Annotated in this window: 23 protein-coding genes; 9 read left to right on the plus strand and 14 right to left on the minus strand. The window is 54.2% G+C overall.

Annotated elements, in window-relative coordinates; genetic code table 11:
* Positions 1-972: a DNA-binding response regulator gene (locus tag TMES_RS01650; RefSeq protein ID WP_245835162.1), complete on the minus strand. Its 972-nt coding sequence runs from the start codon at positions 970-972 to the stop codon at positions 1-3.
* A gap of 159 nt (positions 973-1131) precedes the next feature.
* Here TMES_RS01650 and TMES_RS01655 point away from each other — a divergent pair, with 159 nt between their 5' ends.
* From TMES_RS01655 to TMES_RS01665, 3 genes are all read left to right on the plus strand, one after another.
* A complete protein-coding gene (locus TMES_RS01655) occupies positions 1132-2298 on the plus strand; it encodes an EAL domain-containing response regulator (protein ID WP_158091169.1) in 1167 nt (388 codons plus the stop codon).
* Positions 2299-2373: 75 nt separating this feature from the next.
* Positions 2374-2874 carry a putative pterin-binding protein gene (locus tag TMES_RS01660; protein WP_085578807.1) on the plus strand — a complete coding sequence of 167 codons (501 nt, stop codon included), beginning with the start codon at positions 2374-2376 and terminating at the stop codon, positions 2872-2874.
* Positions 2861-4333, plus strand: a complete 1473-nt coding sequence (locus tag TMES_RS01665) for a sensor histidine kinase (RefSeq protein ID WP_085578809.1) — start codon at positions 2861-2863, stop codon at positions 4331-4333. The genes TMES_RS01660 and TMES_RS01665 overlap by 14 nt, the downstream gene beginning before the upstream one ends.
* A 238-nt stretch (positions 4334-4571) precedes the next feature.
* Here TMES_RS01665 and TMES_RS01670 read toward each other — a convergent pair whose 3' ends face one another.
* From TMES_RS01670 to TMES_RS01700, 7 genes are all read right to left on the minus strand, one after another.
* Entirely contained in the window at positions 4572-5792 is a 1221-nt protein-coding gene (locus TMES_RS01670) for a response regulator (RefSeq protein WP_158091170.1), read from the minus strand.
* A gap of 120 nt (positions 5793-5912) precedes the next feature.
* Complete coding sequence (locus tag TMES_RS01675; protein ID WP_085578813.1) at positions 5913-6170, minus strand: hypothetical protein; 258 nt, start codon at positions 6168-6170, stop codon at positions 5913-5915.
* Positions 6171-6351: 181 nt separating this feature from the next.
* A complete protein-coding gene (locus TMES_RS01680) occupies positions 6352-6825 on the minus strand; it encodes a DoxX family protein (protein ID WP_085578815.1) in 474 nt (157 codons plus the stop codon).
* Between the two features lie 63 nt (positions 6826-6888).
* Positions 6889-7584, minus strand: coding sequence for a pirin family protein (locus TMES_RS01685; protein ID WP_085578817.1), 696 nt, complete (start codon positions 7582-7584; stop codon positions 6889-6891).
* Between the two features lie 106 nt (positions 7585-7690).
* The gene (locus tag TMES_RS01690; protein WP_085578819.1) at positions 7691-8701 is read right to left on the minus strand and encodes an anti-sigma factor family protein; all 1011 of its coding nucleotides are present in this window, start codon (positions 8699-8701) and stop codon (positions 7691-7693) included.
* Positions 8698-9234, minus strand: coding sequence for an RNA polymerase sigma factor (locus TMES_RS01695; RefSeq protein ID WP_085578821.1), 537 nt, complete (start codon positions 9232-9234; stop codon positions 8698-8700). Before TMES_RS01695 ends, TMES_RS01690 begins: the two co-directional genes overlap by 4 nt.
* 66 nt (positions 9235-9300) lie before the next feature.
* Complete coding sequence (locus TMES_RS01700; protein WP_085578823.1) at positions 9301-9675, minus strand: COG4315 family predicted lipoprotein; 375 nt, start codon at positions 9673-9675, stop codon at positions 9301-9303.
* A 293-nt stretch (positions 9676-9968) separates the two neighbouring features.
* Here TMES_RS01700 and TMES_RS01705 point away from each other — a divergent pair, with 293 nt between their 5' ends.
* Complete coding sequence (locus TMES_RS01705) at positions 9969-10763, plus strand: sirohydrochlorin chelatase (protein WP_143589505.1); 795 nt, start codon at positions 9969-9971, stop codon at positions 10761-10763.
* 60 nt (positions 10764-10823) lie between these two features.
* Here the strand turns inward: TMES_RS01705 and TMES_RS01710 are convergent, their stop codons facing one another.
* Together TMES_RS01710 and TMES_RS01715 are read right to left on the minus strand one after the other, a co-directional pair.
* Positions 10824-11747: a LysR family transcriptional regulator gene (locus TMES_RS01710; protein WP_085578827.1), complete on the minus strand. Its 924-nt coding sequence runs from the start codon at positions 11745-11747 to the stop codon at positions 10824-10826.
* 78 nt (positions 11748-11825) lie between these two features.
* Positions 11826-12017 (minus strand): hypothetical protein, encoded by a 192-nt coding sequence (locus tag TMES_RS01715; RefSeq protein ID WP_085578828.1) that lies wholly within the window; start codon positions 12015-12017, stop codon positions 11826-11828.
* Between the two features lie 288 nt (positions 12018-12305).
* Between TMES_RS01715 and TMES_RS01720 the strand changes: the two genes are divergently transcribed.
* On the plus strand, positions 12306-12761 hold the full coding sequence (locus TMES_RS01720; RefSeq protein ID WP_085578830.1) for a PaaI family thioesterase: 456 nt from the start codon (positions 12306-12308) through the stop codon (positions 12759-12761).
* Positions 12762-12832: 71 nt separating this feature from the next.
* Here the strand turns inward: TMES_RS01720 and TMES_RS01725 are convergent, their stop codons facing one another.
* From TMES_RS01725 to TMES_RS01745, 4 genes are all read right to left on the minus strand, one after another.
* Entirely contained in the window at positions 12833-13537 is a 705-nt protein-coding gene (locus TMES_RS01725) for an ion transporter (protein ID WP_085578832.1), read from the minus strand.
* A 172-nt stretch (positions 13538-13709) separates the two neighbouring features.
* Positions 13710-15287, minus strand: a complete 1578-nt coding sequence (locus tag TMES_RS01730; protein ID WP_085578834.1) for an aldehyde dehydrogenase (NADP(+)) — start codon at positions 15285-15287, stop codon at positions 13710-13712.
* Between the two features lie 881 nt (positions 15288-16168).
* On the minus strand, positions 16169-16840 hold the full coding sequence (locus tag TMES_RS01740) for a FadR/GntR family transcriptional regulator (RefSeq protein WP_085578838.1): 672 nt from the start codon (positions 16838-16840) through the stop codon (positions 16169-16171).
* A gap of 58 nt (positions 16841-16898) precedes the next feature.
* Entirely contained in the window at positions 16899-17732 is an 834-nt protein-coding gene (locus TMES_RS01745) for a sulfite exporter TauE/SafE family protein (protein WP_085578840.1), read from the minus strand.
* A 236-nt stretch (positions 17733-17968) separates the two neighbouring features.
* On the opposite strand from TMES_RS01745, the gene TMES_RS01750 reads away from it, so the two are divergent.
* From TMES_RS01750 to TMES_RS01765, 4 genes are read left to right on the plus strand one after another with little or no spacing between them, the layout of a single operon-like run.
* On the plus strand, positions 17969-18916 hold the full coding sequence (locus tag TMES_RS01750; RefSeq protein WP_085578842.1) for a Bug family tripartite tricarboxylate transporter substrate binding protein: 948 nt from the start codon (positions 17969-17971) through the stop codon (positions 18914-18916).
* Positions 18913-19464, plus strand: coding sequence for a tripartite tricarboxylate transporter TctB family protein (locus TMES_RS01755; RefSeq protein WP_085578844.1), 552 nt, complete (start codon positions 18913-18915; stop codon positions 19462-19464). Before TMES_RS01750 ends, TMES_RS01755 begins: the two co-directional genes overlap by 4 nt.
* A 43-nt stretch (positions 19465-19507) precedes the next feature.
* Positions 19508-21022, plus strand: coding sequence for a tripartite tricarboxylate transporter permease (locus TMES_RS01760; protein ID WP_085578846.1), 1515 nt, complete (start codon positions 19508-19510; stop codon positions 21020-21022).
* Positions 21023-21046: 24 nt separating this feature from the next.
* Positions 21047-22645, plus strand: coding sequence for a gamma-glutamyltransferase family protein (locus TMES_RS01765; RefSeq protein WP_085578848.1), 1599 nt, complete (start codon positions 21047-21049; stop codon positions 22643-22645).
* Positions 22646-22717: the final 72 nt, after the last annotated feature.

Here is a 22717-nt window from a genome sequence, read left to right on the forward strand (position 1 = left end):
CTATTTTCGCAGCGAGGGAATGCTGGAAAAGACCGTTTTTAGAAGCTGGGGCTGGCGATTGACCCCGGTTTTGACGAAAATGGCCTTTAAGTAGGTTCGGGCAGATTGCACCGAAATGCCAATGATTTCCGATGCCTGATCCAGCGCCATGCCTTCGGTCAGCTTTTGGGTCAGGCGTGCTTCGGACCGGGTTAAGCCAAACACATCCATCAGATCATCGACCGAGGGCGGGCCGATGCTTTCCGGTTCGACCAGAACAAAAACAAATCCGGGCTTTTCACCATTTTGTTCAGACACCCGGCGCAAAAAAATCGATACCGTTATGTCATCGGCTTCAAGGGCAAAGCCCTTTTGCTGCGGGGCGGATTGCCCTTTGGGCGGATGGAGGAATTTATCAAGGTTTTCCGGCGCGCGTTCCAGCACCAGCCGATTATCGGCCAGCACATGAAGAAGCGGGCAGCGGCGCACCAGTTCGGCCGCCTGTGAATTCATGTGCCGCACGATCAGGTCAAGGTCGGTGGCGATCAGGCCCAGATTAAAAATATCAAGAAAGGCCGGTGGAATTTGCGTTTGTGCGCCGCGATTTTTGGCAACGGCACTTGCGATGCCATCGAGCAAGGTGCGCATTGGCGTGGGTTTGGGATAAAACCGGTATACGCCATGTTCGTTAACCGCTTCCAGCGCGGATTCAAGGTCGGCATAGCCGGTAAGCATGATGATGATCAGATCAGGACGCGCCTGGCGCAATTTTGCCGCCAGTTCCAGCCCGGTCATAACCGGCATATGAATATCAAGGATGGCGGCTTCGATACTGTTATCGGTTGAAATGGCCTCCAGGGCGTGTTGGGGCTGGTTAAAAAACAGCGCCTCCCAGTCCAGCGACATGCCACGCAAACTACGCCGATGGGCGGCTAGCAAGTTGTCATCGTCATCGACAAACGCCACTTTGACGCCCGAAATTGCCATTTTCATGAAATCCCTCCTCGTTTGGGGATATGGCGCAGGTCGTACCCTGGCGTATCTTTCCGGTTAACAAAGCCTATCCGTTCTTCGGGCCGGTTTGCAACCATGCTGTGTTGTGCCGGTTTTTGACAGGGATAGTTCACTTTCTGCAACCGGATGACCGCTTCGATGGAATTAGCCGCTCGTAATTTTCGCCCGACCATTCTGATGGTTGATGACGACGAAATGTTGTTGTCGTCGGTCCGTCGGACATTGGGCTGCAGTTTCAATCTGGTGACCAACAGTTCGGCGGTTGCGGCGATTGAATGGTTGTCGAAAAATCAGGGAATGGTCGATGCGGTTATCGCCGACCTGATGATGCCGGAAATGGACGGGATCGAGTTTTTGCAAAAGGCCTGTGCGCTGGCACCTTCCGTTCCGCGGATGTTGCTGTCGGGCAATGTGTCGTCGGTGTCGCTGCGCGATGCCATTAACCGGGGGATGGTCAGCCGGGTTCTGGCCAAACCGGTTTCGCCCTCGGTCTTGCGCGAAGCCCTGAATGACAGCATTGCATCGCCGTTGCCCTGCGGGCGCAGACGCCTGATTACTTCGGCGGTTGTGACCGGGGAAATTGAAAAAAACCACCATCAGATCGTGGTGCAGCCGCGTGTGTGCGCACGTGATTTCGGTGTTGTCGGGGGCGAAGTGCTTAGCCGGTTTGGCGAGCTGCAAAAGCGTTTCAGTCTTGATGAAATTATCGGGGCTAGTGAAGATCATCCGGTGATCAATCAATTGACCTCGAATGTTTTAAGGCTGTTGGAACAATCAGCAGCCGATATTCAGCCCAAACTGGGCTATCCGGCACGCATATCGGTAAATTGTTCGCCCTATTCCCTTAGCAATATGGATTTTGTTCAGTTTTTGCTGCAACGGGTGGCTGCATTTCGCCAGATCAATATCGAGCTGGAATTTGAGATTACCGAACATAATGCCAAGGTTTTGTCCGAACCTTTCATTCGCAATGCCCGCTATTTGAAAGAGCAGGGGGTGCACTTGCTGATTGATGATTTTGGCACGGGAAATAATTCGATTCAGCTGCTGCGCTATAATTTTTATACCGGGATCAAACTGGATCACGGGCTGGTTTCGCGGATGATGACAGAGGTGATCGATGATTCATTTGTCGAATGGACTGTGAATATTGCCCATAAGCTGGGACTGAAAGTGATTGCAGAAGGGGTGGAAACACTCGATGTGGCCCTGCGGCTTCAGAAATACGGTGTGGATGAAATCCAGGGCTATTATTTTGGCCGCCCGATGGCCCCGGCGGATCTGTTTGCAGGAATTGTTCAGTAAGATCAGCTTCTTGATCTGCGTTTGATAAGGCCCCAGATTATAGAAACGTCGCGTTGCGGCATCAGGGGACGTTCCATGAAGGGGAACCGGAATATGTTGAAACTTCTGACCAAAATGGCATTTGCCGTTATGCTGGCTGTGATCATGTTGCCAGGCGGTGCGGCACAGGCCCATAACGAGCTTACGGTGATAAATGCTGCGGGCAGCAAAACCGTTTTGTTCTATAAGGATCTGGTCAAGCTTCCGGTAACCGAAATTGAGACGAATACGCCCTGGACTGCGGGAAAGCATGTTTTTAAAGGGGTGCTGTTTGCCGATTTGTTCAAAAAATTTGGTATCACTGAAGAAGAAGTGCTGGTGTCGGCTCTCAATGATTACAGTGTCACCATTCCCGTGTCAGAATTGACAGAAAACGGGGCCATTCTGGCCTATCAGCTGGATGGTAAAACCATGTCGATCCGCGAGAAGGGGCCTTATTGGGTAATTTTCCCGTTTGACAGGGACCCGTCTTTCCAGACAGATCGATACTGGTCTTATGCTGTCTGGCAGGTGAAACTGATTGATGCCCAACCTTGATCGCAAGAAAAGCATTTCCTTTATTACAAACGGGATCGCCATTCTGGTTCTGACCCTGTTTGTGGGCGTTTATTATTTTTATTCCATGGCGATTGTGCGCCAGCTGGAAGATGAACGTTTTGCCTATCGCGAAAACTTTGCCTGGGCGGTGTTTCAGATTCAGAAACAGTATCTGGTGCTGGACCGCGATATTTTGCTGTTTGCCGAGGACGAACGGGAGGGATCATTAACCTATGACGATATCCTGTTTGATTATGACCTGTTTGTCAGCCGGGTTTCGATTGTGCGCGGGGGCAGCGGGTTTTCGACCCTGCATCACATCCCCGAAGCGGTAGACCTGCTTGACCGGCTTACCGCGATTGTCGCGGACCTTGATGCACAAATCGCCACCGACTTGCCGCATGCCGAGATTGTTAATCTGATCAAGCAACGGCTGGGGGCCATGTCGGGGGAAATTCAGGATGTGGCGGTTCTGACGACCAATTATGTTTCGTTTTACAATTCCAACAATATCGCCGGTGTCAAAAACGATATTGAAGAGCTGTCCTATCTGTTTTTGTTTGGCCTGATCGTTATGATCGGGCTGTTGGCATTTTTGCTGCATAACCGGCACCGTGCCCTGCGCGCCGATATGGACGCCCAGGTCGCCCGCCAGCAACAGCATGTGGTGGAAGAAGCGGCCGAATATGCCAAAATGCATGCCTTGGGCACATTGGCCGGCGGGGTGGCGCACGAAATAAACACGCCCGCCCAGTATATCCACAATAATCTGGAATTTTTGTCCGACAGTTTTCAGGAACTGACCGGGGCGATCCGCCGTGATGAGGATGGAACCGCCCGGCTTGAAATTGCCAGCGACCGCATTGAATTTATGGCAGAAGAAGTTCCGCTTGCCCTGCGCGAAAGTCTGGAGGGGCTGGAGCGTATTGCCGGAATTGTCCGTGGCATTCGCAAATTTGCCCATCCGACCAATGAGACGATCGAAGCAGTTTCGGTGCCCGACGAAATTGAAACTGCCATCACCCTGACCCGAAACCAGATCAAACATACAGCGCAACTTGATTATAGTTACCATGCCGATGTGACCGAAGTCGTCGGCCGACGCAACCATCTGTCACAGGCCCTGATCAACCTGATTGTGAATGCGGGACAGGCGATTACAAGCAGCGGAAACCGGAATGGCAAAATTTCGGTGGTGGTTTATCGGGTGGATAATAATCTTGAAATCCGGGTCCGTGATAATGGTGGCGGGATTCCCCAAGAATTGCGCAATCGTATTTTTGATTATTTCTTTACCACCAAAGAACACGGCGTTGGTACCGGGCAGGGCTTGCCAATTTGCCGAAAACTGATTCAGGACGACTTTAACGGCGATCTGATTTTGACCGACGGTCTGGTGGGCGAGGCAGAATTTGTGATTAATCTTCCGCTGTCGCCCGATCATCATTTGCAGGCGTGATGGTGCGGGCGGCGTTGCCCCCGCCCCGGTGCCAGGTGTGATATACAGGCGATGGCCAGCATTGACGGAAAATAACAGTTTAGCGGTTCTCTTTGCCCGCGCTAAAGGGCGATAGAGGATGGTTTACATGTGAAAAACCCCGGTTTTCGATCTGCCATGGCAGGTTTAAACCGGGGTTTTGATATTTTGTGTTGGCGGAATTATACGGGGAACGTGTGACGGTGAGCCGTGATACCGGTTATCGCATTTCATGTGTTCTAAGGGTTTCGCGCGCAATGTTGGACCATGATGCCCATTTTTCCCCGATACCAACCGAAGCAAGATAGCGTTCCGAAATCGGGTATTTTTCATGGACCAGACGGCCCGAACGGCCATATTCGCGGGCGAAATGCTGGGCTGCGTAAACGATTGCCAGGGTCGCAGAGCGGCCGGTCGGGGCGGATTCGGGGCGGTGGTGAAAGGCAATATCCTCGATTATTTCGTGGGTAAAGCTCCATAAGGCCGCCATACAGGCCGATAACCCGGCGTGGCTGATGCCCATCACGTCAATTTCCGCCGATATGATGTCGCACTGGTTTTTATCGGCAATGTGCCGGGCGGTCATGCTTTGGTTGGGCAGCACGGTTTCGATCAGTTTGCTGCCAACATGGGCCAGCATCGCGGCGGCCCGAATGGCATCGATATTTTCGAATTCGCTGTTTTCGCGGCGGCCCAGTCGTGCCGCAATTTCGGCCATGATCAGGGCACGCGACAGTTCGGGGTCGTCTTTTGCCGTTGCCAGATCGCCCTTGCCGTAAATTTCAAACAACAAGGCCAGTGCTTTTACACTTTCAACACCCAAAACCGTAAAAAGGTGATGCAGGGTGTTGGTGCTATTTTCGGCAACCAGCCCTTCGCGTTCGGCGTAATGCTGCACAAAGGCCACACATTCGGGATGGTCCATGGCGTAAAGGGCCAGTGTGTCTTCCGATACCGGCCCTTCATGATACAGCGCGGTTTGCAGGTTACGAAAGGCGGTTGGCCACAAATAATGGCCCGGCAGGCAGGACATAACGCCCAGCAAATAGGGATCACGCAAATAAGATCGTAAAATCAGCGCGCGTTCGATGGCATTAATGATCGACTGGTCATCGCAGGGTTTCATCAGGAAATGATGGGTCGCGGAAGTTCCCAGCAAATTGGCATGCCCGTCGGCATAGCCCGAAAGCAGGATACGACCGATTTCGGGATAGAGGCGGGCGACTTTGCGAAACAGTTCTGCGCCGTCCATAATAGGCATGCGCATGTCTGATACAATGACATCGACACTGTGGCGGGACTGCAAAAGACCCAGCACTTCTTCGCCATTGTCGCAAAATTGCAAACGCCAGTTGGGGCGTTTGACCCGAACCCGGCGGCGCAGGCCACTTAGGACATTGGGATCGTCATCGACAAATATGATTGACGGTGCGTCAGACATGGAAGTTTCCCTTGTGCCGGGCAGTGTAAAAAGACAATGCATCACAATATGAAGCATGTGGTTGAAAAAGTAAGATAAAATGCACCCGTAGTATTGTGGCCGCAACGGGTTTGTGGGTGCCTATGGGGCATCAAGCCAATGCGAGAACAGGGTGGGGCGTGCGGTGCGACCGGTTTCGATGTTCCAGACAATAAAAGAAAGCAACAGGTCATCGTGGTTAGCTGATGCGAGAGGCGACGCTGCCGTGGGTGCCTGCCCCCGGCCTGCCGGTATTGCGGCACCTTTGACAATAATGTCCGATACCGCCTGAAAAGACGGATGCGGGGCTTTTGTCATGGTGCCAGGGCCGGTAGGGGCCGTTGCGGTGGCTTTGCTCATCGGTTTGCTTTCCTGCTTTCCTGTCGCGGTCCTCGTGTTGTTTGCAACTTTAAAGAGTTTTGATATGCGCCCGTATCCCCATATGGGGATGCATGACAGGGCGTTGAAAAACAACAAAAAACGGGATATCCCAAAAGGGTATCCCGTTTGATGCATTCAATTGATAGGGGTATTGAGGGTTTTAAAATTCAAAACCCAGTTTGCGATCCAGCGAGATTTTACCGCCGCCGCGAATAAGGATTGAAAGCGCCATCATGCCCCACAGAACCGGCATTTCAAAACCGGCATTGATCCAGGCGTAACCATTGGGCAGATGAATAAAAAACGCCACGGTCATGAAAACAACGACAGCCGCTGCTACCGGGCGGGTCAAAAGACCCAGAACCAGAAGCGCGCCGCCGAAAAATTCAAGCGAGCCAACCAGCAGGGCAAAGAGATAACCCGGATGAAAACCGATGCTGTCGAAATAGCCGCCGGTACCTTCAAGGCCATAGCCGCCAAACAGGCCAAACAGTTTGCCTGCACCATGCGGCATTAACAAAATGCCAGTGGTCACCCGAACGATCAGCCATGACAGGGGTTCAAGAGCCGCCCAGACATTGGCAAGGGCGGGGATGATGGGGCGGGCGCCAGACGGGGTAAGGGAAGTGTTCATTGGAATTCTCCGTAAATTTTGCGGGCATCATGCGATGCAAATTGGGGATAATGTGACAAGCCGTCAGGCAACCATGTCAAACAACAGGGCCTCGATATCGGTTTGTGCATGCAATTTCAGAAGGTCTTCGTTGGCAATGGCGGCACCGTCACCGGCATTTAGGGTGGTGTCCCCCACGGCCAGCGTGCCGTTGATCATTTGCAACCAGGCAACACGGCCTGCGGGCAAAGTATGGTTAACGGTGCTGCCTGCGGTTAAGCGGGCGGCATAAAGATCGACATCCTGATGAATGGTAATCGAACCATCCCGCCCTGAACGACTGCCAATAAGCTGCAAATCGTTTGACGGGGCGGCAATGTCCATTTCCTCATATCCCGGTTCAATGCCCTGTTTTTCAGGGATGATCCAGATTTGCAGGAAATGAACCGGGTCGGTTTTTGACCCGTTATATTCGCTGTGACGAATGCCGGTGCCCGCACTCATGCGTTGCAGGCGACCGGGGCGAATAACCGACCCGTTACCAATGTTGTCCTTGTGTTCAAGCGCACCGTCGATGACATAGGAAATGATTTCCATGTCGCGGTGGGGGTGCGGGTCAAACCCGGCCCCGGCGGTGACACGGTCTTCGTTAATAACCCGTAATGGTCCCCAGCTCATGTGGTTCTGATCGTAATAATGACCAAACGAAAAGCTGTGGTGAGAATCAAGCCAGCCAAAATCGGCCCGGCCACGGTCTGCTGATTTGCGTATGTTAATCATTGTCGGCTCCTGTCTCAGGGTGACATGTGTTGGAGCCAGCTTACGTTGTTTTTAAATATGCACAATCAACCGAACGAGTGACATACTGTTTCCCAAACTGATTTAATCAGGTGCCAAGTTGTTGATAAATGGTCATGGCCACATCTTCGAGATGGGCCTTGTCGATTTCGCCACTCAGCGCATAGCCGATGGCGCCGTCAACCCAATAGAATGTTTCGATATTGCCCGACGTCTGATAGCGAAAACCGGTGCTGCGATTATCCGGATCATGGCCGACCAGCAGGGTTAACCGCTGGCCGGTGGTGTCTTCATACATCAACAGCGCGCCGGGTTTGCCAGCAAAGGGGACCAGCCGCCCACCCACCAGATGAAACCCCTGTGTGCCAAGGTCGGGGGCGGAAAATGAAATGCCCAGCCGTTTGCCCAGCCAGCCGACCAGATGGTCTTTCTGGTCGGCATAAACCTCGACCGGGTGGCGCACTTCGCTGGCATAAATGCCATATCCGGCGCGCGATGCTTCGGGCAGGGTTTGTACATAATCAAGCGACAGCGGGGCTGGTTTTGGTATGGCGGTTTCCATGATGGCAGCACCGCCAATGCCCCCGGCAATAAAAACCATTGCCGCCGCCGCCATTTGCCGGAACGGATAGCGGGCCCGGCGGGGCGATGCATTTTCCGACAGGGTTTCATCGCTGTAAAACCCCGGTGCAGGCGGGGCTAATGGCCCTATGGGGCCATCAGCCATATTTACAAAGGGTTGCAGGCGACCGGGATGATTGGCGCGGCGCGATCGCCGCCCGGTGGTGTCGGGGGCGGTGTTCGCTGTGGCCGGTGTATCGGTCGTGGTGATGCCGTCATCCGTCATTGTTTCATCGGGGGTGGATTGGGCATGGATGCGGGCCTGCTGATCGATCAGGGGGTCGTCGGCGGTGGCGACAAGCGGGAAAAGATCGCGCAGGGCATTGTTTTGCGTTTGCCAGTTTGCGACCTCGGCGGCAGCATCCGGGTTGTCTGCCAGCCATTGTTCAACCGCGTGGTGGCGGTCAGCCGTCAGATGACCATCGACATAGGCATGCAGGTCGTCTTCGCCGATATCGTCATTGTCCTGCCGGGTCATTTTGGTCTCCATAACGCAATCACATTGGGGGCCTTTGTGCCGTCTGTATCGTCGCCATTTTGCATCGACAGGTATTGGGCCAAAAATTTCCGGGCGCGCGACAGGCGGGACATGACCGTTCCCTGCGGAATTTGCAGGATATCGGCACATTCGCCATAGCTGTGTCCTTCAATCGCCACCAGCATTAGAACAGCCCGCTGGTCGGGATCAAGCAATTCAACAGCGCGGTGCAGGCTGTCTTGTGTTGCAAAATCGCCGCTGCCTGGGCTGGCAACGGTTTGTGCAATATCATGGGTGTCTTCGTCAAATATCGCGCGCGTGCTGCGTTGCTTGCGCAGGCGGTTATAATTCAAATTGGTCATGATCGTCATCAGCCATGCCTTGCGATTGATGCCGCGCCAGCTTTGCGCATTGCCATAGGCCGACACCAGGCAGTCCTGCAACAGATCCTCGGCGTCGTGGCTGTTGCGCACAAGGGCACGCGCATAGCGACGCAAGTTGGGGATCAGTTCAAGAATGCCTGGTTCTTTCATGCCGGGTGCCTTTTTGTGGCCGTCATATCCGGGCCGGGGCCAATGTGCCGCATCAGGGGCACATTATCAGGGACGCGCAACATCCCAGACATTCAAAACGCCATTTCCGGTGGTGTCGCCCGGTTTGCTGTCCTTGATCCAGAAATAAAGCGGTTTGCCATCGTGCGCCCACTGCTTGCTGCCATCCTTGCGGGCGATGATGGAATATTTGCCATCGGCCATGGCCCCGTCGGTTGCCATTAAAGGCGGCCAGTTGGCGGCACATTTGTCATAGCAGTTTGACACATCCTTACCGTCTTTTTGAAAGGTATAAAGGGTCATGCCATTTTCGCCGGTCAAGACCGTGCCAAGGCCGGTATCGCCTGTTTTAACCGGGGCGGCAAGGGCGCTGCTGGCGCTGGCAAGGCACAGGGTGGCGGCAACAAGGATGGTTTTAAACATGATCGCGGTGTCCTTTTTAAAGATTTGGCAGCGCAAATAGCACCGCCACGACAGGGGATGAACAACGTTTGGTTTGCAGGTTGGGCGGGGGCGGAAAAACGTCTTCATCCTGTCAGACACAGCAGGGGGATGTTTTATTCCCGCAAGGCACCATATTTTTACAAAAGCAGGCAAAAACCGGCCAGGATACGATTAATGCAAAATTTTTGATCAAATCGGGGTTTGGTTACGTATCCGTTTTTATCGCAGCGGCGTTATGCTGTTTTACAAGACTGCAAGGTGACCGGTTATTCATGCCCTATCGTGGTAAAACGACATTATTGATTGTTGCCCATGGGACCAGTGCCGAAGGGGGCAACCCCGCCGGTGAACTGGCCAATGGTTTGCGTGCGCGCTGGAACGGGTGTGTGTGCCACGCCTATATGCGCAGCACCCCCGATCTGGCGTCAGTTCTGGCCGATTTAAAGACACAGGGAAAAGCAGGCCGGCTGGTGGTTGTGCCACTGTTTTTTAGCGAGGGTTACCTTGTGACCGAGGAAATGCCGAGCATTCTGGCCGATGCCGGTTTGCATGATGCCATGGTATTGCCGCCGGTTACCGGTTTGCGCGGATTTGTGCCGATGGTGGCCGACCATATTGTGCGCGCCCTTGCGCTTAACACCTGGCAGGCCGGTGAAACAACGCTGTTTTTGGTGCCTCACGGGCTTAAAACCCTGACCGAGCCACTGGCCGAGCAAGTCTGGCTGGCCCAACGCATTATCAATGTGGTGCCTGAATTGTCGGTTCGGGTTGCCAATGTGGAAGGCGCACCATCGCTGACAGACTGGCGCTCAATGACAACATCGCGCAATAATATGTTTTTACCATTGCTGGCGGGGGGCGGTGTACATGCGCGCTTTGATTTGCCTGAAATGATGGTGCTTGATGCGGCAGAGCGCGCCCATGTTTTGGCCCCGCTTGGCACATGGGGCGAATTACCCGATCTGATTTTGCGCCAGGCGCAAAAAACAACCCGCCAGGCCGCTGTTTTACCCAGCCATATCCCCGAGCCGGAGCCACTGGACCCGTGCAGGTTGGCGCCTTCATAACCCGAACAAAGAGCATGCGGGCACGGCCTTTAACATTTGGCCCGCTGTGCCGGGGCAATGTTATTCCGGCGAGGCGGCGGCGTGGGATTTTTTCAAAAGATAATCGCGCAAGGTTTTGGTGGCCGACGACAGGTTCTTTTCGGCTTCATGCACAATCAGCAACTGGCGCTTGGCCCAGTCATCGGCAATTGGCGTTCCGGAAATATTCATGTGCGGCAGGTGTTCTTCAACGCTGGACCGGCGTAAAAAGCCAATGCCAAGCCCGGCGGCAATCACACGGCGGAGCGAGCCAAAGCGCATCACCTTGATATGGGGGTGCATGTCGTGGTTGAGTTTGCTGGCCGCTTCGCTGATCAGATCGTCAATCACCCCGCCTTCATGCAGGGAAATGATCTGATATTTGATGGCATCGGCAAAATGAACCGGCTGCGGATTTTTCGGATCGGGAATTAACGGATGGCCTTTAGGCGTTACCAGCCAGATCGGATCATCGCAAAAAACATGATAATCAAGGTCGTACCGGCCAATATTATCGGCCACCACGGCCAGATCCGCACGGCCATCGCGCACGGCATCCACCGATTCCCGGCTGGTCAGTTCACTGACATCAACCGTGATACCGGGAAAATCCACCCCGAAATCAGCCAGATAGGTCGGCAATCCCGTCAGGATGCCTGACGTCACCGTGGCCAGAAAAATCTCGCCTTTTTCGCCATAGTTGAAATCGCGCAACTCGTTTGACAGATGGCGCAGATCACCGAGCAGCTTTTCGCCGTAGCGGGCGAAAATCGTGCCTTCCGGTGTCGGTTCCACGCCGCGTGGCAAGCGTCGCAACAAGCGCACACCCAACAGGGCCTCAAGCTCGCCAATGCGGCGACTGACGGCGGATGTTGCGATATGTTCGCGCCGGGCTGCTTCGTTAATGCTGCCGGCCTTAACAATGGCGACGAACAGCCTGATCGTGACGATATCAAACTTTTGCATATAATCGTTTAGGTCGCCTGCAATGAAGCGGTCAAGCGCGATTATTGCGGATCGTCATTAAAGCGGGGGGAAGAACGATTAGTTCTTCGCACCCAGCATGTTGTCGCGCCATTCGTTGATCAGGGCAGTATGATCACGGGCGGGGCTGTTTTGCAGGATCTGTGCCACGCGAACAGCTTCGAGAAAGTTAATAAACCAGCCGAATTTCGGTTTTGCAGCAGCCGGTTCGGTGCGGGCAACAGGGGCGCTGTCAAATGCGAGAGTAGCCATTTTGTCGTCTCCTTTTAGAGAACAGGTTTGGGTCGTTTTCCTTGAGTTGGAAGCTAACAAAGGCCAGCATTGCCGACTATCACCGGTTTGCGCTTCCCCCGTTCTTGTTTGGAGAACGATAAGCGTTAAGGTGTTGAAATATATGAATTTCATGTTTTTGCGTCGCACAATGAAAGTGCTTTATTTATGTTTTTAGTTCAAAGGATTGCTGATTTGTTGCAGTCATTATGCGTAAAAAATTCATCAATCATGTGAGGAAATGGAACATATTGTAAAAGGAGAGGTCCTATGAGCAACGGCGGTGACAATCTTGCTTTCGAGCAGCAACACGGCAGTGGCCTTCAGGAAATGCTGGGATATCGTCTGGTCGAATGGCGCGCGAGCGAGGCCGTTGTAACCCTGGATGTCGCAGCGCAGCATTGTAACCGTGCGGGGATTTTGCATGGGGGTGTGTTGGCAACGATGCTTGATACCGCATCTGGCTATGCCTGTTGTTATTGCCCGGTACCGGGGCATATTCGCCGTTGTTTAACCCTGTCGTTAACAACCCAGTTCATGGGGCAGGCAAAGGCAGGCGAAACCGTGCGTGTCACAGCACAGCGACAGGGCGGCGGTCGCAAAATCATTTTCACCACGGCGACGGCGGTAAATGAACAGGGCAAGATTATCGGCAGTGCCAGCGGCACATTTCGATATCAGCGGGGCAGTGAAGACGAAAATGGCGTGCCGCGTGGGGAGAGTTAAGAAGTCCGGCGACATTTTGCCGATACTTCGACGATTGTTAAGCGAAGTATCGTGGCGTTTGTAGTGTGTTATCAGTCTTCCATTTCTCTGGCCTTTGAGAGTGCCGATGCGACAATTCCTGCGGGGATTGAAACGATACCGAGGCCAACAATCAGAATTAAAAAAGTGAATATTTTTCCGCCAACGGTGATCGGGTAGATATCTCCGTATCCTACCGTGGTTAACGTTGCGACGGCCCACCATAGGCTATGGAAAATGGATTTAAATGAATCCGGTTGGGCAGGATTTTCAAAATAATATATTCCAACACCAGATAAATATATCATCAGCAGGGATACAAACGTAAAAAGTACAATTTCTTCTTTTGCAATCATGAAAGCGAGATGTAAGCGTTTCATCGCCTTGCTGTACCGGGCGAGCTTCAGGATACGTATTAACCTTAGCAATCTGAAAGCCCGGATAGACCTGAGATCTAACCCTGTAGACAGATAAAATGGCAAAATTGCCAAAAGGTCTACTATGCCAAAAAACGAGAAGATGAATGCTTTCTTGTCTTTTGAAAAAACCACCCGTGCGATGTATTCAATTGTAAACACGGTAACCGAAAAAATTTCGAAGGCTGAAAGTAGTCTTCTCGTTTCGTTTGAAATATCGGGTAATGTTTCAATGGAAAATTCAATGATCGACAGAACGATCATTAATTGTATGAACAAATCGATCACTCTGCGGGGAATACGCTGAAATTGATTTTTAATGGATTTTGATATTGTAACCATTGTTGGGCCTTAAGCGTTCTGGTTGTGGTCGGTGTGTCATGTTTTAATTATGAACACAAAATCAAAATATTAAAATACTGATGAGGTCTCAGAGCATTTTGCCAAAACAAAAGGCGCTGCAAAATAAATGCAGCGCCTTTGTCAGTTTATCGCAGATGTGTGGTGCCGGTGATTATTTCGGCAACTGCCATTTGCCATCGACCAGACGCGGAATGTTCAGCGGGTTGCCGTCTTTCAGCGCGTCGGGCAGCAGGGCATCGGCGAAGGCCTGATAGGCGACCGGGCGGACAAAGCGTTTGATCGCCAGCGAGCCAACCGAGGTTGCACGCGAGTCAGTGCTTGCCGGGTAGGGGCCGCCGTGAACCATCGAATGGCACACTTCAACGCCGGTCGGCCAGCCATTGATCAGGATGCGGCCAGCGCATTTTTCCAGAAGCGGGCGCAGCTTGCCGGCAAATTCGGCGTCGCTATCATCCATCTGGATGGTGGCGGTTAACTGGCCGTGCAGTTTGGCGGAAATCGTCAAAATCTGATCGGTGCTGTCGCATTCGATAATGATACCCGCCGGGCCAAACATTTCTTCGGCCAGTTCGGGGTTTGCTTCCCAGTCGGCGGCAGAAACGCGGTAAACAGCGGGGCTGCCTTCAAACGGGCCATCGCCATCGCGGCGGCTGAGTGCTGAGGTGACTTTGGGGTGTTTTGCCATCGCATTGTTGACATCGTGATAGGCACTTGAAACCCGGTCGGTCAGCATGGCCTGGCTGGCAACGCCGCCCAGTTCTGCAACGGCGGTGGTCACAAAGGTGTCAAGATCGTCACCCTTAAGGGCCAGCAAAAGGCCCGGATTGGTGCAGAACTGGCCAACACCCATGGTCAGCGACCCGGCCCATGCCTTGGCAATGCCAGCGGCATTTTTCGCCATCGCGTTGGGCATCAGGTAAACCGGGTTGTTGCTGCCCAGTTCGCCGTAAAACGGGATCGGTTCCGGGCGGCTAACGGCAATATCAAACAGCGCACGGCCACCACCGGTGGACCCGGTAAAGCCGACAGCCTTGATCATGGGATGGGCGACCAGCGACTGGCCAATAACGTGGCCTCCCTCGTGAACCATGCTAAACACGCCTTTGGGCATGCCGGTTTTTTTGATCGCGGCATCAATGGCCTGTGCCACAAGTTCCGAGGTGCCCGGATGGGCGGCATGGGCCTTGAATACGACCGGGCAACCCGCGGCCAGAGCCGATGCGGTATCGCCACCGGCAACCGAAAATGCCAGCGGGAAGTTCGATGCGCCAAAAACGCCAACCGGGCCAAGGGCCTTGAACATCGAACGGATGTCGGGTTTGGGCAGCGGAGCACGGTCGGGCTGTGCAGTTTCGATGCGGGCTTCAAACCACGAGCCTTCTTCGATCCAGTCGGCGAAGAAACGCAGCTGGCCAACGGTACGACCGCGTTCGCCCTGCAAACGTGCGGGCGGAAGGGCCGATTCGAGATTGCCAAATTTGGTCAGTTCATCGCCGCGCGCATCGATTTCATCAGCGCAGGCGCGCAAGAAACCGGCCCGTTTGGACGGTGCCATTGCGGCAAATTCTTCGGCACATTCATTGGCAGCACGGGCTGCCTGATCAACATGATCTTCCGTGCCCTGCTGAAATTTGGTCGGCAGTTTTTCGCCGGTTGCGGGATTGTCGGCCTGAAAGACATCGGGTCCGTCCAGCCATTCGCCAGCAATATAATTTTTTCCGCTCAGCATCGGGTTCTCCTGTGGGTTGGATCTGATCATCCGTTATCGCAGTGCGCTCAGGGGCAACAGAATTTACGACCTGCCAGACAGTCACCAATGGTGCCGTGATTGCCTGTGTAAACCGCAAAAACCGCCTGACTTTGCAAAACTCATACAATAGTACGGTACAAAGCAGGGCTCTGTCATCCGGCGCGCCTGATCCGGACGGGTGTTCGCTGATCGGGAATGTATGGTTCAGACCATGGCTTGTAAAGTCATCATATGAAAAGTAATGCGGTTGACATCAATTCGCGCCGGTTCGCAGCAAGTGCGCGCGCAAATACATCATGATAACAACCCGATATCGGCTTTTTTCCAGCCCGTTCGAAAAATTGAATATTTTATGCAATTTAATCTGTTGCAAAAAGTCAAAGACTTTCATGGTGCAGGGCTAGGCGATAACGCGGGATTGGTGCGCAGCCGCGATGGTGGGCAGGACCGTCGCTCATTAATGTTGCCCGAATGTGGCTGCGCGGGTGTGAGGCGCGCATCACGAGGGCAGGTAATGTGGGATCGCGGCGGGCACGGGCTTTGGGCCGGTTTTGAACGGGTTGACAGAGGGGGGATTGCGGGGGCGCGGCGCGGGCGCGCGCTGCAATGCCGTTTGGGCGTGCAATGTTGCCTGCTAGAGGCGCGTCAACGAGGGTGGCGTGTTGGTTTGGTTTCGCCCGTATTTTGGTTGCGGGGGAGCGGTGGCAAAACAGGCGGATCGTGGGGAATTCGCTGAGTTCGCCGGGCTGCAACGGGATTTTGGGCCAGCAGCGGGACGGGATGCAGAACGGTGTTTTGGTGGTGCGAGGGATGCGTGGCGGGGAGGGCGCAAAGCGACACATCGTCGTGGTTTTGCAGGGTCAGTTCTGGTTTAAGGCCCGTTCGACCTGTGAAAGGTGGGCGCGCATGGCCTCTTCGGCGCGGTTGGGGTCGCGCATTTCGATGGCCTCGACAATGGCGCGGTGTTGTTCGGACAGGCTGGTGATCAGGCGGTCGGAATGCGTGCTTTCGCGCATGCGCGACCATGCCGCATCGCGCCGGACGGCATTCACGGCTTCAAACACTGCGAGAAACAGGGTGTTGCGCACACTTTCGGCCAGCTTTTGATGAAAGGCCGAATCCCATTTTTCATATTCGGCCTGATTTTTGGCCCTGGCGGCATTTTCGACCATGGTGCGCATGGCATCAATATCGGCCTGGGAGGCGCGCAGGGCGGCAAAGCGCGCCATCGAGGGTTCAATTTCGAGGCGGACTTCCATAATTTCATAGGGGCTGGTTTTGGTGGCAAGCCCTTCAAGGCGACGTAAACGCGGGGTGGGCGGGGTGCCCACAAAGGTGCCCTGTCCCTGGCGACGCCAGATCAGCCCGTCAGATTCAAGCTCGTCCAGCGCCTTGCGCAGGGCGCGGCGGCCAACGGCGAGTTTTTCAGCCAGGCTGCGTTCGGCAATGACACGGCCGTTTTCCACATATTGTCCCTGGTCAAAGGCATTGCGCAGCGTTTCGGCCAGTCCCGGTGTTGAAATTTCATTCATGGCAGTTGTGTTTCTTGTTGCGAATCACGTTTCGGGTGCAATCAGAAGCATTGACGTATCAAAAAATCAGGTCGTGGAACATGCGAATTGACGTAATCAGCAGGAAAAGCCCAAAACAGATGCGCAAGGCGCGCTGGGGAATGCTGTGCGCAATGCGCGCACCGACCGGGGCAAACAGCACGGTCATGGGTATCAGAAGGGCCGCTGCCAACACATTGACATAGCCCACCGAAAAAGGTGGCCGACCTTCAATGCCGATGCCCGACATGGCATAGCCAATGGTGCCAGGCAGGGCAATGATCAGGCCAATGGCCGCTGCCGTGCCAACGGCTTTGCGAATGTCATAGCCCAGAAAGCTGAGCAACGGCACACAAATGGTGCCGCCGCCAATGCCCATCATGGCCGACAAACCCCCGGCCAGAACCCCCAAAACAGCCCAAACCGATTTGGGCGGGTTTTTTTGCGAATCGGTTGATCGGTCGCGCGCCAGCATCATGTTGGCCGCCACCAGCAGGGCAACAACGGCAAAAACCGCCGTTAATACCCGCCCGTCAACATGGCCGCCAATGGCCGTGCCAATAATAACGCCAACAACAATGGCCGGGCCCCAGCGTTTAAGCAGGGCCACATCAACCGCGCCTTTTTTATAATGGCTGCGCGTCGATGACAGGGCCGTGGCGATGATGGTGGTAAGCGATGTTGCAACAGCAATTTGCATGCGCATGCTTTCATCGACCCCCATCACAGACAGGAAATGATACAGCACCGGCACAATCACAATGCCGCCGCCAACGCCCAGTAATCCAGCCATAATGCCGCCAACCACGCCCGCAAACAGCATGGCGCTGCCCCATATAAGGTAGAGATGTGCGCCGCTTCCCAGATCTATCATCTTGAACCAATCCAAACCAATTACGATTTAATCCGTTAATGGTTCTAATCATAAAACGCCATTTCTGTATAGAGTTTTTGCAACTGCGAACTGCAAGGTTGCGATTTTGTGGCAAATTTGTGTTTTTGTGCTTGCGTCGCAGCAACGAAGGTGCAAACAATATTGTCATAAATATAACGAACCATCTTTGAAATGGTTTGAGGAAATGATGAACCACTTATCAGGAGGCTGGAGATATGTTTCACAAAATTGCGATGGCGGCGGGATTGATGATTGCAGCGGCGGCGGTAACGCCGGTTATGGCGCAGGATTATCCGAATAAACCGATCGAATTTATTGTTCCCTGGGGCCCGGGTGGCGGCAGCGACACCTTGATGCGCATTGTGGGCCTTGGCCTGTCGGAAGTGACCGGTCAGCCGGTGCCGATTATCAACATGCCCGGCGTTGGCGGCACGGTGGGCCTTAAGGAATTTGCCAAGCGCCCGGCAGATGGCTACACGATTTCGCAAATCCATGAAGGTTTGTTAACGGCAAATAAAACCGGCATCACGGACCTTGATTGGGACAGCTTTATTCCGGTCGCGCTGGTGGCATCATCGCCGCAATATCTGACCCTGTCGAAAAACGATCATTTCAAAAACCTGGCAGAGCTTAAAGCCTATGCCAAGGCCAACCCCGGCAAGGTTCGCGCCGGTGTAACCCTGGGCGGTGTGCCGCATTTGCACATGGCCATGATCGAAGACGCCCTTGGTGTTCAGTTCAGCTATGTCGGGTTCCGTGATACCGGCCAACGTATCCGTGCGCTGGTGGGTGGTAATATTGATATTGCGATTGGCGATGTGGCCTCGGCAGGCGAATTTGTTAAAAACGGCGACCTTTTGTTTGCCGGTGTTGGTACTGAAGAACGTACCGGCGAAGAACCCGATGTTCCGACCATGAAAGAACAGGGGTATGATTTGCAAATGGCAGTGACCCGCGGCGTTGTTTTACCCAAAGGCACGCCGCAGCCGATTGTTGACAAGCTGGCCGATGATTTGAAAAAGGCCATGGCGCTTGATGATATCAAGGCAAAAATGAAAAATGCCGGTTCCGACAATGTGTTTGTCGGCGAGGATGATTACAAAGCCTATCTCGAAAAACTTGATGCCGATGTGACCAAGCTGGTCGGCAAGTTGCAGGGATGACGGCCAATACCCCGAAACCGGCGGCGGCGGATGCACTGGCATCTGCCGCCACGCGGGCCCGAAATGAACTGGCCCGGCTGGTTTCCTACATTGTTTTTGGCCTAAGCGCGGTTTATTGCGCCTGGCGGGCATCGGCATTACCGGCATCGCGGTGGGAACCGCTGGGGGCTGGCTCTTTTCCCAAGCTGGTTTTCATCGTTTTAGCGGTGTTGTGCCTGTTTGCGGCGATCAAGTCGGTTATCGATATTCAACGCAATGGCGGCATGCCGGAAGCGGTTTATGCCTTTGGTCGCTGGCTTAAAATCCGGCGTATTTCCTTTGCGATATACGGCTTGCTGGTGGTTTACCTTGCCGTGCTGTCCACGCTGGGCTTTTCGCTGGCAACGTTTGGCTTTTTGCTGATCGCACAATTGCTGATCGCGGGTGTCACGCGCCGCACGGTTATTCAGTCTGTTATCGCCGCTTTGGTGTTTTCGTTCGGGCTGAACATGCTGTTTGCCGATGTTTTCAATGTTTTCCTGCCGCGTGGCGTTCTGATTGCCTTTTAGGCACCGATACAACACCGTCACATACCGCTGAAAGTTCAGACATATGTTGGATGCTTTTTTTCAGGGCGCGCATCAGGTTTTTGCCTTTGATACCCTGCTTTATATGTTGATCGGCTCGGTTGCCGGTATTGTTGCCGCTGCGATCCCCGGTTTTACCGTGACAATGGCCATCATCCTGACCTTGCCGCTGACCTTTGCCATGGAGCCGCTTCAGGGCATTTCGGTGATGCTGGCGGTGTATGTGGGCGGTTATACCGGCGGGCTGATCAGTGCGGCCTTGCTGGGTATTCCCGGTACGCCAAGCTCGGTTGCGACCACGTTTGATGCCTTTCCCATGGCGCGCAATGGCGAGCCGGGGCGGGCGTTATCGCTCGGCGTTTGGGCGTCGTTTTTCGGGACGATCATTTCAACACTGGTGCTGATTGTGGCGGCCCCGCCGCTGGCGATTGTGGCGGTGCGCCTTGGCCCGTGGGAATATTTTTCACTGATCGTTTTTGCCCTGACCATTGTGGCCAGTCTGGTAGGTAATTCGCTGATCCGTGGCTTGATTGCCGGTGTGATCGGGCTGGGCCTTGCCACCATCGGGCCGGACCCGATGATGGGCCGCCCGCGCCTGACTTTTGACATGGATTTGTTATCGCCCGGCTTGCCGTTTCTGGTGGTGCTGATTGGTATTTTCGCCATCAGCCAGCTTTTGGGCGAGGTCGAGGTGCATGGCAAAAAGGTGAACCATGCGCTGATCCCCAAAAGCATCGATTTCAAAACCTGGGAAGTGATGCGCGAAGTTCTGGGGCGCCCGGTTAATTTGATCCGGTCCTCGATGGTGGGTGTTGTGATTGGTGCACTGCCCGGTGCCGGGGGATCGATTGCCAATTTGCTGGCCTATGACCAGGCCAAACGCAGTTCCAAAACGCCGGAAAAATTTGGCCAGGGCATTGCCGATGGTGTTGTTGCCTCCGAAGCAGGCAATTCGGCAACGGCCGGCGGTGGTTTGATCCCGCTGATTTCGCTGGGTATTCCCGGGTCGGCGGTGGACGCCATTTTAATGGCCTCCCTGATGGTGCACGGGGTAAGCGTTGGTCCGCGCCTGATTTTGGACCATGCCGATCTGGTATATGGCATGTTTATCGCCCTGACCGTTGCCAGCTTTATGATGCTGGTGGTGTGTGTGGCCTCGATGCGGCTGTTTTTGCGGGTTACCGATATTCCCAAGCAGTTCATTGTGCCCACGGTGATGATTTGCTGTGTAATCGGGGCTTTTGCCCTGAATAACCGGGTGGGTGATCTTTATCTGCTCGGCATCATCGGGTTGGTCGGTTACATTTTGAAATGTCTGGACTATCCGCTGGCACCCCTGGTTCTGGGCGTTATTCTCGGCCCGATTGCCGAAACCAATTTGCGCCGCGCATTGATGAGTGATGGCGACTGGACGGTGTTTTTAACCCGGCCGATTTCAGCCCTGTTTTTGGCAGCCGCTGTGTTGTCGGTTATCTTCAGCATCCGGTCGATCTGGAAAGCCCATAAAAAAGACAACGGACAAAAAGGCGCAGTCGTTTGACTGTCGCGAGGAGGAATTAACCCGATGAAATTCACCACCGAAGGGCTTTATGCCTCGCGCCGGTCACCGGTTTTGGCGCGCAATATTGTTTCAACATCGCAACCTCTGGCCGCACAGGCCGGGTTGCGGATGCTGGCCCAGGGCGGTAATGCCGCCGATGCCGCGCTGGCCGCTGCCATTGCCCTGCCGGTGGTAGAGCCAACCGGCAATGGTTTGGGCTCTGATGCCTATGCCATTATATGGGATGGCAAGGAATTGCATGGTTTGAATGCCTCGGGCCGGGCCCCTGCCGCATGGTCGCCCGAACGTTTTGCCGGGCAGGATCATATTCCCCAACGCGGTTGGGAATCGGTAACAGTGCCCGGTGCGGTGTCGGCGTGGCGGGCCATTTCGGATAAATTTGGCAAATTACCGTTTGAAAAGCTGTTTGAACCCGCCATCGAATATGCCAGCCGGGGTTTTGCCGTATCGCCAATCATTGCCCAGCTTTGGGCCAATGGCGCAAAAGTTTTGCATGATAAACCCGGCTTTGCCGAAGCCTTTATGCCCGGTGGCCGTCCCCCCAAAGCAGGCGAGCTGTTTGTAAACCCGGCCATGGCCGAAAGCCTGCGCGATATCGCCCAGACCGGCGGGGACAGTTTTTACAAAGGCCGACTGGCGAAAAAAATTGCCGATTTTGCCCGCGAACATGGGGCAGCCTTAAACGAGGAAGACCTTGCCAACCACACGGTCGACTGGTGTGGCACCATCAGCCAGGAATATGGCGATGTGGCCCTGCATGAAATTCCGCCAAACGGGCAGGGAATTTCGGCCCTGATGGCCTTGGGCATTTTGCGCCATTGCAAAATTGACCAATATGGGCCCGACGACCCCGAAGTGCTGCATCTTGAGATCGAGGCGATGAAACTGGCCTTTGCCGATTTGCATACTTACGTCGCCGATCTCGACCATATGCGCGATGTAACGGTGGAACATCTGCTGTCAGACAAATATCTGGCGTCGCGGGCAGCCTTGATTGATCCGGCACGCGCACAGGATTTCAAGGCGGGTGCGCCCGAGCATGGCGGCACGGTTTATGTTACGGCGGCCGATGAAAGCGGCATGATGGTGTCGTTTATTCAATCCAACTATCTGGGCTTTGGCTCCGGTGTTGTGGTGCCGGGAACCTCGATCAGCTTGCAAAACCGGGGTTACGGCTTTTCGTTAAAGCCGGGTCATCCCAATTTGGTGGCTGGCGGCAAGCGTCCGTTTCAAACCATTATCCCGGCCTTTTTAATGGGCAAGGATGGCAACCCGGTTATGAGCTTTGGCGTGATGGGCGGGCCGATGCAAGCACAGGGCCATTTGCAAATGACGCTCCGTACCCAGCTTTGGGGTCAGGACCCGCAAACCGCCGCCGATGCCCCGCGCTGGCAGGCCATTTCGGGGTTGGACGTGGCGGTCGAGCATGTTTTGGGCGATGACACGATCAACGCCTTGCGCGCCAAGGGCCATAACATTTTGGTCGAAACGCCTGATCAAACCAATTTCGGCTTTGGCGGGGCGCAGCTTATTGCCAAAACCGAGGCCGGATATGTTGCCGGATCTGACTCGCGCAAGGATGGCTGTGCGGTTGGTTTCTAAGGCCCGGTTTGGCGGGCTTGATGCCCGCTGAACGGATGACGACGCATTAACGCATTTTCCGTGGCACCTCCT

Origin of the sequence: Thalassospira mesophila (assembly GCF_002115755.1) — a bacterium.
Lineage (GTDB): Bacteria > Pseudomonadota > Alphaproteobacteria > Rhodospirillales > Thalassospiraceae > Thalassospira > Thalassospira mesophila.

Excerpts from the sequence above, each read along its gene's own strand:
- TMES_RS01705 (WP_143589505.1), top strand. The coding sequence starts at position 9,969 with ATGCCCTATCGTGGTAAAACGACATTATTGATTGTTGCCCATGGGACC.
- TMES_RS01680 (WP_085578815.1), bottom strand. The coding sequence starts at position 6,825 with ATGAACACTTCCCTTACCCCGTCTGGCGCCCGCCCCATCATCCCCGCC.
- TMES_RS01730 (WP_085578834.1), bottom strand. The coding sequence starts at position 15,287 with ATGCTGAGCGGAAAAAATTATATTGCTGGCGAATGGCTGGACGGACCC.
- TMES_RS01670 (WP_158091170.1), bottom strand. The coding sequence starts at position 5,792 with ATGTCTGACGCACCGTCAATCATATTTGTCGATGACGATCCCAATGTC.
- TMES_RS01715 (WP_085578828.1), bottom strand. The coding sequence starts at position 12,017 with ATGGCTACTCTCGCATTTGACAGCGCCCCTGTTGCCCGCACCGAACCG.
- TMES_RS01760 (WP_085578846.1), top strand. The coding sequence starts at position 19,508 with ATGTTGGATGCTTTTTTTCAGGGCGCGCATCAGGTTTTTGCCTTTGAT.
- TMES_RS01675 (WP_085578813.1), bottom strand. The coding sequence starts at position 6,170 with ATGAGCAAAGCCACCGCAACGGCCCCTACCGGCCCTGGCACCATGACA.
- TMES_RS01660 (WP_085578807.1), top strand. The coding sequence starts at position 2,374 with ATGAAGGGGAACCGGAATATGTTGAAACTTCTGACCAAAATGGCATTT.
- TMES_RS01745 (WP_085578840.1), bottom strand. The coding sequence starts at position 17,732 with ATGATAGATCTGGGAAGCGGCGCACATCTCTACCTTATATGGGGCAGC.
- TMES_RS01710 (WP_085578827.1), bottom strand. The coding sequence starts at position 11,747 with ATGCAAAAGTTTGATATCGTCACGATCAGGCTGTTCGTCGCCATTGTT.
- TMES_RS01700 (WP_085578823.1), bottom strand. The coding sequence starts at position 9,675 with ATGTTTAAAACCATCCTTGTTGCCGCCACCCTGTGCCTTGCCAGCGCC.
- TMES_RS01755 (WP_085578844.1), top strand. The coding sequence starts at position 18,913 with ATGACGGCCAATACCCCGAAACCGGCGGCGGCGGATGCACTGGCATCT.
- TMES_RS01650 (WP_245835162.1), bottom strand. The coding sequence starts at position 972 with ATGAAAATGGCAATTTCGGGCGTCAAAGTGGCGTTTGTCGATGACGAT.
- TMES_RS01690 (WP_085578819.1), bottom strand. The coding sequence starts at position 8,701 with ATGACCCGGCAGGACAATGACGATATCGGCGAAGACGACCTGCATGCC.
- TMES_RS01695 (WP_085578821.1), bottom strand. The coding sequence starts at position 9,234 with ATGAAAGAACCAGGCATTCTTGAACTGATCCCCAACTTGCGTCGCTAT.
- TMES_RS01655 (WP_158091169.1), top strand. The coding sequence starts at position 1,132 with ATGGAATTAGCCGCTCGTAATTTTCGCCCGACCATTCTGATGGTTGAT.
- TMES_RS01750 (WP_085578842.1), top strand. The coding sequence starts at position 17,969 with ATGTTTCACAAAATTGCGATGGCGGCGGGATTGATGATTGCAGCGGCG.
- TMES_RS01740 (WP_085578838.1), bottom strand. The coding sequence starts at position 16,840 with ATGAATGAAATTTCAACACCGGGACTGGCCGAAACGCTGCGCAATGCC.
- TMES_RS01725 (WP_085578832.1), bottom strand. The coding sequence starts at position 13,537 with ATGGTTACAATATCAAAATCCATTAAAAATCAATTTCAGCGTATTCCC.
- TMES_RS01685 (WP_085578817.1), bottom strand. The coding sequence starts at position 7,584 with ATGATTAACATACGCAAATCAGCAGACCGTGGCCGGGCCGATTTTGGC.
- TMES_RS01665 (WP_085578809.1), top strand. The coding sequence starts at position 2,861 with ATGCCCAACCTTGATCGCAAGAAAAGCATTTCCTTTATTACAAACGGG.
- TMES_RS01720 (WP_085578830.1), top strand. The coding sequence starts at position 12,306 with ATGAGCAACGGCGGTGACAATCTTGCTTTCGAGCAGCAACACGGCAGT.
- TMES_RS01765 (WP_085578848.1), top strand. The coding sequence starts at position 21,047 with ATGAAATTCACCACCGAAGGGCTTTATGCCTCGCGCCGGTCACCGGTT.